Origin of the sequence: Phocaeicola sp. HCN-6420, from assembly GCF_037890145.1 — a bacterium.
Taxonomy (GTDB): Bacteria; Bacteroidota; Bacteroidia; order Bacteroidales; family Bacteroidaceae; genus Phocaeicola.
In genome coordinates, this window is record NZ_JBBKBJ010000039.1 from 1 (window position 1) to 16,115 (window position 16,115).

Consider the following 16,115-nt stretch of genomic DNA (forward strand, 5'->3'; position numbering starts at 1 on the left):
TTTGCTTTTGTCTTTCAGTAAATCGTGATATTAGGGTTAATTATTCATTTAAATTGCACCAAAAATAAACCCTTTTCTTTTAATTTGCAATTGAATTTTGATTTAATTCGAAACTTTAGTCAAATAAACAAGTTTTTTTCGTTATCGTGCACGATTATTCTATATCCGTGAATAATAAATCCACCTTTAAGCACAGAATTTCTACATTCGGGTAACTGTTTTTCCTTATATTTGTATTTATTAAAAGTTTAGTCGAGACATGAAAAACAAAAAGATTTTAGTAGGATGCCTGGGACTTATGCTTGGCATTGCCGGTATGGCTCAAACAGAAAAAAGTTTTCCAAAAGAGCAGAAACCTTGGTCGGTCCGGATGGCTGAATCGGAGATGGTCCGTAATCCGGAATCCTGGCAGGTAGATTTTCAACCTTCGCTTAAATGGGATTATTGTCATGGGTTGGAACTGGGAGCTATGATGGATGTATATGACCGTTATGGGGATTCGAAATTTTATGAATATGCTTTGGCGTATGCCGATACAATGGTCAACGAAGATGGAACGATAAAGAAATATAAGCTTACTGATTATAGTTTGGATCGTATCAATTCGGGTAAAATGCTGTTTCGTATTTATGAGCAGACGAAAGAAGGTAAATACAAGAAAGCATTAGATTTATTAAGAAGTCAGTTTGAAGGGCAGCCTCGCAATACAGATGGAGGATTTTGGCATAAAAAGGTTTATCCCAATCAGATGTGGCTGGACGGGCTTTATATGGGAACTCCTTTCTTGGCCGAATACGCTTATCGTAACAATGAACCAGAAGCTTATCAGGAGGTGATAAATCAGATAAAAATAGTAGCACAGCATACATATGATCCGGCCAATGGCTTGTTCCGTCATGCTTGTGATGTGAGTAAGCGTGAGAAATGGGCAGATAAAGAAACAGGACAGTCACAGCATTGTTGGGGACGTGCCTTAGGCTGGTATATGATGGCTATAGTTGATAATTTGGACTTCATACCTCGACATGAACCTGGACGAGATACTGTTATTGTTATACTAAACCATATTGCCAAAACTTTAAAGAAATATCAAAGTCCGGAGGGGTTATGGTATCAGGTAATGGATAAAAGCGGGGAACCTGGGAATTATTTGGAATCTTCATGTTCTACAATGTTCGTCTATTCATTATTTAAGGCTGTTCGTAAAGGGTATATTCCCTCTTCCTATTTTACAGTAGCCCGCAAGGGATACGAAGGCATTCTGAATGAATTTATTAGAGTTGATGATAACGGGTTAGTCTCCATTACAAAAGCGTGTGCTGTTGCAGGGTTAGGTGGAAAGAATTATAGAATGGGAGATTATGATTATTATATACACGAACAGATTCGGGATAACGATCCTAAGGCTGTTGGTCCGTTTATATTGGCAAGTTTGGAGTGGGAGAGGTTACCCAAAGAAAAGCGTCGTTTTGCGGAGCCGAGGGAACTGGTTGTTGCTCAGGATGGAACAGGAGATTATGTCACTATTGCTGATGCATTGGAAGGTATTCGTGCTTTTATGGATTTTGATGTAAAGGTTTATATAAAGAAAGGTGTATATAAAGAAAAGCTAATTGTACCATCATGGTTACAGAATGTGGAAATTATAGGTGAAGATCCACAAAATACTATTATAACTTATGCCGACCATGCCAATATGAATCATATGGGTACTTTTCGTACTTATACGCTGAAAGTAGAGGGTAATCATATTACATTCCGTAATATAACGATTGAAAATAACGCTCCCCGGCTGGGGCAAGCCGTAGCTTTACATACAGAAGGTGATTGCTTGCGCTTTATTAATTGTCGTTTTTTAGGCAATCAGGATACTGTTTATACGGGGATTGGAGGTACTCGTCTATATTTTGAAAATTGTTATATTGAAGGTACGACAGATTTTATATTTGGTCCTGCAACTGCTTGGTTTGAAGGTTGTACGATATACAGTAAGGCTAATTCATATATAACGGCTGCTTCTACGCCTAAAGATATAAAATATGGTTATGTATTTAATAGATGTAAGTTGACAGCTGCTGAGGGTATTGATAAAGTTTATTTAGGAAGACCTTGGAGGCCGTATGCTTATACCGTCTTTATGAATTGCGAATTAGGAAAACATATTGTTGGAGCGGGTTGGGATAACTGGAGAAATGCCGAGAATGAAAAGACGGCACGTTATGCTGAGTATGAAAATAGTGGAGAAGGGGCTTGTATCGATACTCGTGTGAAATGGGCGAAACAACTCTCTCGTAAGGAGGCAGAAAGAATAACTATATCAGATTGTTATAATTTGTCGAGTTCATGGACTTTTAGTGAATAAAACAATTTTTACGTTTTTAAAATCAAAAATTATACATAAAAAATGTGTGTTAGAGGGATATTTGTGAACTAATTTTAATATCATCTTTAAAACACATTTTTTATGTATTATCAACAGAGAATAAGGAACGTTGTTTCTTTGCTTATTATGAGCATGCTTTGTCTTGCTTCTTTCGCACAGGGACTACAAGTACAAGGTATTGTAAAGGACAAAAACGGTGAACCAATGATTGGTGTCAACGTGGTGGTGAAGGGTACGACTAATGGTACCATAACAGGAATCGATGGTGACTTCTCACTGAATGGGGTGAAAAAATCAGATGTTATTTCTTTTACTTATATTGGCTTTAGGAATAAAGATGTAAAATATGAAGGACAAAAGCAACTGAATGTTGTGATGGAAGAAGACACTGAAACGCTGGATGAAGTTGTTGTTATTGGTTATGGTACGGTTAACAAACGTGACTTGACGGGTTCGGTTGCCTCTGTAAGTGCTGAGGATATTGCTGCTGTACCTGTTTCTAGTGCAACAGAAGCTTTGACTGGTAAATTGGCCGGCGTAAATATTACCACAACTGAAGGTTCTCCTGATGCTGATGTAAAGATTCGCGTTCGTGGTGGTGGTTCTTTGTCACAGGATAATTCTCCGTTGTATATTGTCGATGGGTTCCCTGTTTCAAGTATCAGCGATATTGCTCCATCTGAAATTCAGAGCATCGATGTTTTGAAGGATGCTTCTTCTACTGCTATTTATGGTGCGCGTGGTGCTAATGGTGTTATCATCGTAACTACCAAGAGTGGTACAGAGGGTAAGACGCAGGTCGATTTTGGTGCCTCTTTCGGTATTAAAAAAGTAACAAGATTAACTAAAGTACTCGATCCTTATAATTATGTTGCTTATCAGCAAGAATTAGGTTCTACTGATTATGGGAACTATTCTGATATGGATATTTGGAAGTCTGTAGAGGGATATGATTATCAGGATGATATTTTTGGACGTACAGGAAATCAGGCTCAATATAATGTTAATGTAAGTGGAGGTAGCAAGCAGATAAAGTATAATGTAAGTTATGCTCACAATGACGAAAAGAGCATTATGTTGGGATCTGGCTTTAATAAAAACAACATTAATGCAAAAATTAATGCTGAATTGAGTAAATGGATGACATTGGATTTCAATGCTCGTATGAGTTACACTACCATAGATGGTTTGAGTGGTGGTGCTGATACTAATGAGTCGAGTGCTGCAAACTCTATTGTTGCAAATGCTGCACGCTTTCGTCCTGTTGATCCTCTGACTTCGAATAGTGATGATGAAGAAAATAATACTTCTTCACAAAAGAATCCGTTGGAACGTTTGCTCGCAACTTATAAAAAGAGAAATACATTCAATCAGAATTATAACGTAGGCTTGAACTGGAAGCCATTTAAGAACTGGACCTTCCGTTCTGAGTTTGGTTACGGTTGGAAATATGATAATACAGACCAGGTCTGGTCAAGTGATGCTGTTCAGAATTCTAAATTGGGATATAACGGACAACCGCAGTCTGTTTTGACACGTGATATCACAAAGAACTGGCGTAATGCGAATACGTTGACTTACGATAATAAGAAGTTGTTCGATGGGCGTGACAAGTTGAATGTTTTGTTAGGACATGAAGTAAGTAGCAGTCAGGAAACATCTCTCGAAAACACTTCTGTTGCATTTCCTACTACCATGACCATTGATGAAGTCTTGGCCAATATGGGAGCGGGTACTGCTTTGCCTACTCAGACGACTATTTCTGCAAAAGATAATATGCTGTCTTTCTTTGGACGAGTAAATTATACCTTAATGGATAAGTATCTGTTAACAGTAACAGTTCGTGCCGATGGTTCCAGTAAGTTCGCAAAAGGTAACCAGTGGGGTGTATTCCCTTCGGCAGCTTTGGCATGGCGTTTGTCGGATGAAGCATTTATGAAAGAAGCTCAGGATTGGTTATCTAATCTGAAGGTTCGTCTGAGCTATGGTACTGCTGGTAATAACCGTATCAGCTCTGGTTTGATGTATACTACTTATACTATGTCGGGTAATACAGGTAAAGCTCCTTTCTTTGATGAAACTCGTGGCGCTATGCTGGAACATGGTTCGAATTTGTATAATCCAGACTTGAAGTGGGAAACAACTATTACCCGTAACATTGGTTTCGATTATGGTTTCTTTAATAATCGTTTGTCTGGATCTTTGGATCTCTATTGGAATACAACAAAAGATCTGTTGATGAAAACAGAAATCCCGTCGAATACAGGTTATAGCTACCAGTATCAGAACTTTGGTAAGACTTCTAATAAAGGTGTTGAATTGACATTGAATGCTGTGTTGGCTGACAAGGCAAAGTGGGGATTGAACTTCAACTTTAATATTTCTTATAACCGTAACCGCATTGATGAACTGGGTACAGAGAATCCTTGGCAGAGTAGTAACTGGTCGGGTAGTACAATTGCAAAATATGAAGATTACCGTGTAGAAGAAGGGGGACGCTTAGGTGAAATCTGGGGATATAAAACAAATGGTTTCTATACAGCATACGATCCGGTGACAAATCCGAATGGTGAATTGGTTTTGAATGGCACTTCATGGGCTTTGCGCGACGGCATTAAGGATAACAGCTATTCATTGACGGGTGGTAAGCCCTATCCTGGACAGTTGAAATATGAGTGTGATGAAAACGGTGATCCTATTAAACAGAAGTTGGGAAATACAGTTGCTCCGCTGACGGGTGGATTTGGTTTCGATGGATTCATTGGAAACTTCGATTTCAATATCTTCTTTAACTATTCTGTAGGTAATCAGATTGTAAATGGAACAAAGCTGGCTAACTCATTCTGTGCAGGTTCTGCAAAGGGATATAACCTGGTTAATGATTTTGCTTTGGATAACCGCTATACTTGGATTGATCCTGAAACTGGTTTGAACTTAGGTAAGCCAGATGGTTCTACAGTCGATTACTATGGTGGTGCCGAAGGATTGATTGCACGATTGAATGCTCTCAATACAGGAGCAAATATATATAATCCTGCTGCTGTAACGGCAATGTATCTGAATGATTATGCAGTAGAAGATGCTTCATTCCTGAGAGTAAATAATATTACTATCGGATATACATTCCCGAAAGCTTGGGTGAAAAAAGCTTTTATGCAGAACGTACGTATTTACGTTACAGGTTATAACCTTTACTGCCTGACAAACTATTCTGGTCCGGACCCGGAAGTCGATACAAGCAGCAAGAAGAATGCAATGACTCCGGGTATTGATTATGCTGCTTATCCAAAGAGCCGTTCGTTTGTTGCAGGTATTAATGTTACATTCTAATTTCTAATATGATATCATTTATGAAAAATATAATTAAGTTATTAGCTTTGGCAGCAGGAGTTGCGGGCATGAGTGCTTGTTCTGATTTCTTGGAACAGACGGCTCCTTCTGAACTAAATGACAATACTGTATACAACTCAACTTATTATACAGGATTGCGTGTGAATAAAATTTATGGCGGACTGGCACAGGATCAGACTTATTCACAATACATTCCTATTATATGGGGATTGAACTCCGATTGTGAACTGGTAGATGGTTTAGGTGCTGATGCAGACAATACTACCAGTGAGCGTGGTAATATGAACTATAATGCCAGCCCGTCTTGGGGTAACTTGGCAAAACTTTGGGATGCTATGTATGGTATTATAGAGGATGCCAATTTGACCTTGGAAGGTATTAATTCCAGTTCATTGCTAACCTCTGGAGGAACAGAACAAAAAACAATGGAACGTTATAAGGGAGAAGCCCTGACGCTGCGTGCCATGATTTATTTTGATCTGGTACGTTTCTTCGGTGATATTCCATTGAAGCTGGAATCTTCGCAGGCAGATTTGAGTAATGCTTATTTACATAAAACAGACCGTGACGTTATCTTGGATACGTTAATGGTCGATTTGCAGGCTGCAACTAAATTATTGCCGTGGGCCGATGAGGTGTCTGGTTATACTACGGAACACGTGACGAAAGGATATGCACATGCTTTATTGGCTAATATTGCCATGACTCGTGCTGGTTGGGTGATTCGTGAACAGGCTAAAGACGGATATGAAACAGCCGACTATAGTGATCCTACTTATCCGACTCAGCGTCCGGATGCTGCTACACGTACCAAACTTTATGAATTGGCTTTATCTAATTTGAGTGCTATTATAACTAATGGAACACATAAATTGAATCCGTCGGTAGAAAATCAATGGTATTTGATAAACCAGCGTGAACTGGATAAGAATTACCATGAGAATATCTTTGAGATGCCGATGGGACTTGGAGTTAGTAGTGAATTAGGATATACCGTTGGTGTACGTGTCAATGGTGCTACAACTGAATATGGTGTAAAAGGTAATTCATCTGGTAAGATGAAGTTGACTGCACCTTTCTTCTATTCGTTCGACAAGAAAGATTTGCGTCGTGACATTACTTGTGCACAAGTACAATTAAGCGCAGAAAACGGTGTTACAAAAGAATCTATGTTGGGTAATGCTCCGTTTGGAATCTATGTCGGCAAGTGGGATATACGTAAGATGAATGAAGAATGGCGTCAGGCTGCTATTGCTACAGGAAATGCAAAATGGATGTCAGGTATTAATGTTGTAAAGGCACGTTATCCTCAAGTCCTGCTGTGGTATGCTGAGGTCATGAATGAATTAGCTGGTCCTGATGGCGATTATACTGGATCTGCAGGTCTGACTGCCCGTCAGGCATTGGCTTTGGTACATACTCGCGCCTTTGCCGATGCGGATAAGGCTGATGCAGAAAAATACATCGACGCTATACCGGCTACAAAGGAAGCTATGTTTAACGCTATTGTTGACGAGAATGCCTGGGAGTTGGCTGGAGAAGGATTCCGTAAGTTTGATTTAATCCGTTGGAATCTGTTGGCCGAAAAGATTCAGGAATTCAAAGATACTTATTACGATGAGTTGATGAATGAATCAAATCCTAATTATTATCCTGAGAAAGTTTACTTCAACTATACCGATGATACTAAAACTAAGATTGATTTGTCGAGTGTTACTTGGTACGGTCTGCCGGAAGGAAAAGAATCATCCGACTACGATGACAATAAGTCATTCTATGGTGCAGAAAGAGATGATTCTAAGCAAACTCAATTGCAGACTAACTGGCCTTCTATTTCAAGCGGTCTGGTTGGAAACAATGTACAGGTGAAAAACCGTTATTTATTGCCTATTGGTTCTACGACTATTTCGGCTGCTAATGGTTATATCCATAACTCTTATGGATATTCAGATTAATATTCAAAAAAAATAAATAGACATAAGATATGAAGATGTTTAAATATATCGTAGGTTCTGGAGCATTTATGCTCCTGACCTCTGTCATCGGAACAGCGTGTACCGATGGAAATGATTGGAATGTAGATAGCACACACGACCGCTTGTTCAGCGTGACTGCTTCAAAGATATCTGTTTCTGCACAACCGACCTCTGCCGAAATTTCATGGGGAACAGTTCCTGATGCAGAGTATTATGTGATAGAATATAGTACAGATTCCTTGTACGATGCGATAGAGATGGGAGGAACAGAACATTCTGTCGTATTAGGTGAAGATAAATCGATTGTTGAAACTCCCTATACGATTACTGGTTTACAAGGAGAAACCAAGTATTTCTTGCGTATGAAATCCATGTCTTCTGTAAAGGCTGATTCTAAATGGACATATCTGGAGAAATATTCTTTTAAGACCTCAGCTGAGCAGATATTAAATGAGGTGGCTGCCATAACAGGTGAAAGTGCAGTCATCTCTTGGACTGAAGGTGCTGAAGTTTCGGAATTGAGACTGGCTGAAGCAAGAGATGATGTAGAAGCGGTTGATACGACCTACATTAAGCTGGATGCTGCGGCTGTAGCTGCTTCATCGTATACGCTTACAGGACTGACTCCAAAAACGAAATATTCTGTATCTATTTATAACGGTGATGTAAAGCGTGGCACAAGAACCTTTACGACAACCGAATCTTATCCGGTAGGTTACGACATTGTAAATATAACTGATGCTGAAATGCTGAACGATGTCTTTACAAATCCTGTTAATTATATTCAGGGTAATGGCGGCAATGTCGTATTGGTATTTGCAAATGGTTCTACAACCGATTATATGGGCGAAAGTCTGGAACTGACGATACCGGCCGATTTCAAATCGGTTATCTTCTGGGGTGAATCAGGTGATACGAAGCCTGTCTTTATGCCTAAAGGACTTTCTATGGCAGGTAGCCATGATTTGATTCGTTTCTATAATCTCGATTTGCAGAATACAAGCAGTGCAAATGATTATATTGTGAACTTTAATGTAGAAGGTAACGTTGGTGAAATATTGATTGATAACTGTAACATTAGTAAGACCCGTGGTGTCGTTCGTGTTCAGAGCGACGGTGCCAAAGGTTCTATTGGCTCAATTAATATTGATAACTGCGTATTGACAGACATTGGTTCGTATGGTGTATTGCAGACTAAAGTTTCTGGCTTTACACTCAATTCAGTCCATCTGTCTAATTCTACAGTGAATACACTTAGTGCTGGTGGAGTATTAGTTACTCAACAGGATAATGTAAATATATCTATTGAGGCTTGTACTTTCTATAATTGTGTAGCAGGAAGTAAATCATTCATTGATATAAACAAGATGTCGAATGTGACAGTCGATGTCAAGAATACAATTATCGGTCAGTTCTACGGTTATACAGGTGAATCAACCATTAAGGCTACAAGCGTAAAAGGCATTGCAACGACGACAAATGTCTTTACTACTACCGACTGTCCGTATAACAGTGGTTATGAATGGGGCGAAATTCTGAATGTGTCTTCAACAGAACTGTTCGTAAATCCTGCTGAAGGTGATTTCCATATACAGTCTGCCAGCCAAAGTAGTGTTGCGGGTGCAGGCGACCCACGTTGGAATGAATAAAATCTTATTCTAACATGTAACTGGTAAACTACAAGTCCATATATAGGTTCATGCCTGTTTATGGACTTGTTTTATTTTGATTAAATTTGAACCTGAAATCTGCTATAGAAAAATGAATAGTATCGGATTCATAAAAGAAATGTGGATGATAGTAATTGTCCTAAGTTCGATAGGCATGTTTGCCTGCTCAGAGCAAACAGATACCCGAGAAATAGACAAGGTATCTGAAACAGGTTTACCTGTTTATCCTGTTCCCGATCGGACAACCATTCCGGCTTTTCCCGGAGCTGAAGGTGCCGGAAAATATACTACGGGAGGAGCCGAAGGTACTGTCTATGTCGTAACATCCTTAAAAGATGATGGCTCTGAAGGTACTTTACGCTGGGCTGTTGAAAAATCAGGAAAGCGTACTGTCGTTTTCGCCGTAGGAGGAGTCATTGCTCTGACCAAACAGTTGGTTATAAAAAACGATGATTTGACGATTGCCGGGCAAACAGCTCCCGGGGCGGGAATCTGTTTGAAAAACTATACCTTACGCATCAATGCCAATAATGTAATTGTTCGTTTTATCCGCTGCCGTATGGGGGATGAATGCAAGACAGAAGATGATGCGATGAATGGCTATCAGTCATCATATCCCGGAAAGAAAAATATCATTGTCGATCATTGTTCCATGAGTTGGAGCACAGACGAATGTGCTTCTTTTTATGGAAATACTAATTTTACGATGCAATGGTGTATTATCAGTGAAAGTCTGACAAATTCTGTTCATGTAAAGGGTGGCCATGGATATGGAGGTTTGTGGGGTGGAAGTCCTGCTACATTCCATCATAATCTGTTGGCTCATCATAGCAACCGTACTCCGCGTTTGTGTGGCAGCCGGTATTCTGACAGGGCAGACATGGAGAAAGTCGACTTGTGCAATAATGTAATCTATAATTGGTCGAGTGAGGGGGCTTATGGGGCACAGGGAGGTTCTTATAATATCATGAATAACTATTATAAGCCGGGACCGGTAGCAGCTCCCAAAAAGGTACATTGCCGTTTTTTTACAGCCTATATCGATGATGGAAGCAATGATCAGGCTGCCGGCGTACATGGCAACTTCTATCTGTCCGGCAATTATATGGATACTCGAAACGATTTGTCAAAAAGCCAGTTGGCCGAGGTTGAAGCAGCAAATTCAGATAATACTTCAGCTACTGCTTTTGTGGTGAAAAATAATGAAGTCCCCGCTCAGGAAATGTTGGTATCGCAACGTTTTGATATTCTTTCGGATTATTCGTTTGTACAGCCGGCTCAGGAGGCGTATGATGCAGTCCTGAAGTATGCAGGGGCATCCGATAAGCGGGATCAGATAGACACGCGTATTGTAAATGAAACGCGTGCGGGAACATATTCCCGGGAAGGTTCCAATGGTAGCAGTTATGGTTTTATTGATACACAAAAGGATGCTGAAGGCTGGGACGAATACGTTGAGGTACATACTTCCGATTCCGATTCGGATGAAGACGGCATGCCTGATTCATGGGAAAAACAAAAAGGATTGAATCCGGCTGATAAATCAGACGCTGCAAAATATAATTTAAGTAAGGAATATACCAATCTGGAGATTTATATAAACAGTTTGGCTGAAAGTTTATATCCGGTTTATAAATAAAGGTATTGTATGAAAAAGATAGTAATGGGCGGACTTTGCAGTCTGCTGTTGGCAGGTGCAGTGTCGTTGCAGGCACAAGAGTTGAAATCATATCCGGTACCCGACCGTTCGAAGATTCCGGCTTTCCCGGGAGCGGACGGTGCTGGGAAGTATACTACTGGTGGGGCAGGAGGACAAGTGCTGGTCGTAACTTCACTGAAAGACGATGGTTCGGAAGGGACCTTGCGCTGGGCACTTCGGAAAAAAGGACCTCGCACGATTGTGTTTGCCGTGAGTGGAATTATCGAATTGCAGTCGTCGCTGAAAGTCAGTAACGGTGATGTAACCATTGCTGGGCAGACAGCTCCGGGTGATGGCATTTGTCTGAAAAATTATACTTTAGGCATTCAGGCAGATAATGTTATTATTCGTTTTATCCGTTCACGTATGGGAGCGGACATCAAACAAAAAGGAGATGATGCGATGAATGGATTCAAAAACCATCGTAACATCATAATCGATCATTGTTCCATGAGTTGGAGTACGGACGAGTGCGCTACTTTCTATGATAACAGTTGTTTTACACTTCAATGGTGTATTGTCAGTGAGAGTCTGGCCAATTCCATTCACGAAAAAGGTGCTCATGGGTATGGAGGCATATGGGGAGGTCAGGGTGCTTCATTCCATCATAATCTGTTGGCTCATCACACGAACCGTACTCCCCGCTTGTGCGGAAGTCGCTATACGGGAAAACCGGAAGAAGAAAAAGTGGAACTATTCAATAATGTAATTTACAATTATGGAAGCGACGGAGCCTATGCCGGTGAAGGAGGAAGTTATAATTTTCTGAATAATTATTATAAACCGGGACCTTATACGGCTACAAAATCTTCTTATAAACGTTTGTTTACGGCTTATCCCGATGATGGTAAAAACAATAATGTGAAGGGAACTCATGGGGTTTTCTGTTTTTCCGGCAATTATATCGATCCGACTTGTGCCAGTCTGAGTGATAAACAGCGTCAGGCAATAATGAAAGTCAACCAAGATAATTCTGTCGGGTTACTTATAAAGAATCAATTTGCTCCACAAAGCGAATTGCTTGTCCGTGAGCCTTTCAATATAGCAGAACATACTACTCTGCAGCCTGCCTGGGATGCATATGAATCTGTCTTGCAGTTTGCAGGTGCATCTTATCGGAGAGATACTTACGATAAACGGATTGTAGAAGAAACCAGACAAGGCAATTATACCTATCAGGGAAGCCATGGCAGTACAAATGGCATGATAGATCAGCCTGCCGATGTAGGGGGATGGCCGGAATATCACACGGAAAAGGCACCTGTTGATACTGATGCCGATGGTATGCCGGACGAATGGGAAAAAACTCACGGACTAAATCCAAGTGATGCGGCCGACGGACGTAGTTATAACTTGAGCCCTGACTATACGAATCTGGAAGTTTATCTGAACGAATTGGTACAACATTTATATCCTGCCACCCGATAATTTCTCATTTCCCTCTTTCTTTTATCTGTTTGAAGTCGGGTACTTAATGGGGATATTATATCAGAATTGTAGAGTAATAAAAAACACCAACTGGTTTATTGTAAGCCGGTTGGCGTTTTTTTATGCTATTGTAAAACGTTTATTCACGTTTATTTATGCAGGAATGTTTCACGCATCGGAGAGAAGCAGTCTATTAACAAACCAGCTTCCAGACATTTGCATCCATGCTTCACGTCAGGTTCCATGTAAAGTGCGTCACCTGCAGATACGACTTTTGTCTTTCCTCCGATAGTAAATTCAAATTTTCCGCTTACTACATAAGTCACTTGAGTATGATAATGAGTATGGGCGGCACCTGAAGCTCCTTTCTCGAATTTGACTTTTACCATCATTACTTGTCCGTTGTATCCCATAACCTGTCTGGTGACACCTTTATCGCTGGTTTGTTCCCATTCAGTCTGGCTTTCGAACATAAAAGGTTCACTGCAAGTCTTGTTGCAAGACACTTCTGTGTCTTTTTCTGTACTGTTGTTTGTGTTGGCTGCATTACAGGTTAAGCCCAGTAATGAAAAGGCAAATATGCCTGAAAATAAAAATTTTTTCATCATAATGTGTTTTATTTAGACTGTTACAAATATACAGATATTTGTAACAAATGAAAATTCTTGGCAGATATAAATTCAGTATTCCTGATATTCTTAAATCTGCAATTTTTTTTATTTTTGCATAAATGCAAATCTTAAATAAAATAAACGATGAAACACATGCTGAAGCCTATTTACGTAAAAGTAGGCTTGACTCTTTTGGCCGGTGCTTGTCTTTGCGGGGAGATGCAGGCACGTTCTATGAACAACGAGGTGAAAGAGGAAATTTTAAACACGATGAAATCTACAACCCGTTATATGATAGACAGTGTAAGTTACCGGGGAGGCTTTGTCTGGAATTACTTGCCCGATTTGTCCCGCTCATGGGGAGAAATGGAAGCCAGGCGGACCATGGTATGGATTCAACCTCCCGGTACTCCGAGTGTAGGACATTTATTACTTGATGCTTATCATGCGACTGGTGATGAATTCTATTATGAGGCAGCCCAGAAAGTGGCAAATGTTTTGATATGGGGCCAACTTGAGTGCGGGGGATGGAATTATGTATTCGACTTTGCCGGAGAAAATTCCTTGAAGGCTTGGTATGAAACCATTGGGAAAAACGGCTGGCGTCTGGAAGAGTTCAGGCATTATTACGGCAACGCTACTTATGATGATCTGGGCACTATCTCGGCTGCCAAGTTTTTGTTGCGCATGTATGTAGAGAAAAATGATCCCGTATACAGGGCGCCCTTGGAAAAAGTCATTCATTTTATATTGGAGAGCCAGTACCCTGTAGGCGGTTGGCCGCAACGTTACCCTCTGAGGTATGACCACCCTTTTGAGGGTAAGGAAGACTATTCGTCCTTTATAACCTTAAACGATGATGTTACTCCGGAGATTATCGATTTTCTTATTCAGTGTTATCAGGCGATGGGACTGCAAAATATAAAGGAACCCATTATGCGGGCTATGTATCTCATGATAACTCTTCAGCAGGGAGAGCCTTATGCCGGCTGGGCAGACCAATATACGGTAGACGATTTAAAGCCAGCTCATGCTCGTTCTTATGAGCCTCGCAGCGTTAATACCGGTACTACTGTCGGGATGATTTATCAGATGATGGAGTATTACAAACTGACGGCCGACACCCGTTTCCTTTCGGGCATACCGGCTGCCATCAAGTTCCTTGAATCCCAAAAACTTCCTGAGGCTGAAGTCCGTAAATGGCATCGTAAGTCCGACAATCCCAATGAAATATTAGTTCCTCGGTTTGTAGATCCTGATACAGGGAAACCACTGTATGTACATCGGAAGGGGGGAAATATCTACGACGGAAAGTATTATATAGACCAGAACATAGAAAAGACCATTGCACATTATAGTTCGGCTACATTTGTAAATCCTGTAAAGCTGAGACAGGATTACGAGGCGGTGAAAAAGATTGATAGAAGTAAATTGTTCTCCTGTTCGCCTTTGTTGTCGGATAAATTGTGTCCGCTACCCAAATATTATACTTCTTTTCCGCATCAGGTGTCGGAACAAGATATCAGTGATTTAATGGCTCAGGCAGCAGAAAGAAACTGTTGGCTTTCCGATTTGCCTTCAGTTTCTCATCCCTACCGCAGCGGATGGACCCCGGAGTTGTCGGGAAAAGAAGATTATAGCCAGAAAATGGTAGGCGATGATTTCGATACTTCTCCTTATCCGTGTACAGACGGCCGGCAATGTATTTCGGTAGGAGTCTATATTAAGAATATGATGAAGCTTATTTCTGCATTAGAAGGCAATCTGAAGTAATTAGATATTGTATTGGGGGAAACGTACAGATAGCCTGTTGCATATGAAAAAATGTATTTATGTATAGGGCTTGTGGATAATTTGGTTAAATAATAACCATATTAGAACAATTATTACCTTTCCGCACTTTGCATTTTCCCTAATTTTGGAAACAAATCAATCTTAATGAAATATACCATGATAAAGAAAAGATATTATGTAATGAGCTTGCTTCTGGGAGCGAGTGCTTATGCGATGTCGCAGACGGTTCCCTCTATGCAAGCTTTTAATGATGGAATACATCATTGGAATTTGGAGCATAAGGATCGTAACTATAAACGCTATTCGGCAGACCAGTATGTAAAGATAGCCGATAATTTTGTTGCTTATCAGAATAAAGATGGAGGATGGCCTAAGAACATTGACTGGATGGCGGAGCTGCCGGTCGATTCTGTGTTGAATACCTTGTCGGATAATCATCGTCGCAGTACCCTCGATAACCGGAATACTTATTCTCAGATAAACTATCTGGCGCAGGTTTATACGCTTACTAAAAAGGCGGTGTACAAAGAAGCGGTACTCGATGGGCTGGAGTATTTACTCAAGACTCAGAAAAAAAACGGAGGATGGCGCGGATGGGATGTGGATGCCATTACGTTCAACGATGAGGTGACTACCGGCGTGCTGAGGCTGTTCCTGCACATAAACGAGGGAGATTCTAACTTCTCGTGGCTGGACGATGCAATGCATAAACGGATTTATCAAGCATTGAACAGAGGCATTGACATGATTCTGCGAACACAATATGTTCAGAATGGAGTAAAGACCGTATGGGGACAGCAACATGATAATCAGACCTTGCTTCCTACTAATGCCCGTACATTCGAGCTGGCTTCATTGACGGCTGGCGAAAGTTGCGATGTGGTCCGGTTACTGATGGAGATTCCTCACCCTTCCGGCGAAGTGATTGAAGCCGTTAAATCGGCTATGGCTTGGTTTGAGAAGGTGGCGATAACAGGCATGCGTGTAGAGAAAGTTGCCATTCCTGAGGACCAGATAGCCAATCATGAGTATCCGTACGATCTGGTTGTGGTGAAAGACAAGAAGGCTCCCCGTATATGGGCTCGCTTTTATGAAATGACTGACAATACACCGTTTATGTGTAATCGTGATGGCATCAAGGTCTATAAGCTGTCGGACGTAAAGCTGGAGCGCCGGGTGGGCTATGCTTGGTACACCTATGAG

Annotated in this window: 8 protein-coding genes and 1 pseudogene; 8 read left to right on the plus strand and 1 reads right to left on the minus strand. The window is 40.7% G+C overall.

The window, feature by feature from the left end:
• Positions 1-259 precede the first annotated feature (259 nt).
• From WKT12_RS15205 to WKT12_RS15230, 6 genes are all read left to right on the plus strand, one after another.
• The gene (locus WKT12_RS15205) at positions 260-2,362 is read left to right on the plus strand and encodes a pectinesterase family protein (protein ID WP_021971300.1); all 2,103 of its coding nucleotides are present in this window, start codon (positions 260-262) and stop codon (positions 2,360-2,362) included.
• A 102-nt stretch (positions 2,363-2,464) separates the two neighbouring features.
• Positions 2,465-5,713, plus strand: coding sequence for a SusC/RagA family TonB-linked outer membrane protein (locus WKT12_RS15210; protein WP_340320215.1), 3,249 nt, complete (start codon positions 2,465-2,467; stop codon positions 5,711-5,713).
• Between the two features lie 20 nt (positions 5,714-5,733).
• Positions 5,734-7,689 carry a RagB/SusD family nutrient uptake outer membrane protein gene (locus WKT12_RS15215; protein ID WP_340320216.1) on the plus strand — a complete coding sequence of 652 codons (1,956 nt, stop codon included), beginning with the start codon at positions 5,734-5,736 and terminating at the stop codon, positions 7,687-7,689.
• A 29-nt stretch (positions 7,690-7,718) separates the two neighbouring features.
• Entirely contained in the window at positions 7,719-9,359 is a 1,641-nt protein-coding gene (locus WKT12_RS15220; protein WP_340320217.1) for a DUF5123 domain-containing protein, read from the plus strand.
• 145 nt (positions 9,360-9,504) lie between these two features.
• On the plus strand, positions 9,505-11,019 hold the full coding sequence (locus WKT12_RS15225) for a pectate lyase family protein (RefSeq protein WP_340320219.1): 1,515 nt from the start codon (positions 9,505-9,507) through the stop codon (positions 11,017-11,019).
• Positions 11,020-11,028: 9 nt separating this feature from the next.
• Positions 11,029-12,507, plus strand: a complete 1,479-nt coding sequence (locus WKT12_RS15230) for a pectate lyase family protein (RefSeq protein WP_021970185.1) — start codon at positions 11,029-11,031, stop codon at positions 12,505-12,507.
• 149 nt (positions 12,508-12,656) lie between these two features.
• Here WKT12_RS15230 and WKT12_RS15235 read toward each other — a convergent pair whose 3' ends face one another.
• Complete coding sequence (locus WKT12_RS15235; RefSeq protein WP_021970184.1) at positions 12,657-13,115, minus strand: cupin domain-containing protein; 459 nt, start codon at positions 13,113-13,115, stop codon at positions 12,657-12,659.
• A 147-nt stretch (positions 13,116-13,262) separates the two neighbouring features.
• On the opposite strand from WKT12_RS15235, the gene WKT12_RS15240 reads away from it, so the two are divergent.
• On the plus strand, positions 13,263-14,891 hold the full coding sequence (locus tag WKT12_RS15240; protein ID WP_340320220.1) for a pectate lyase: 1,629 nt from the start codon (positions 13,263-13,265) through the stop codon (positions 14,889-14,891).
• Between the two features lie 255 nt (positions 14,892-15,146).
• Positions 15,147-16,115: pseudogene (pelA, locus tag WKT12_RS15245) on the plus strand (pectate lyase); the annotation flags it as partial.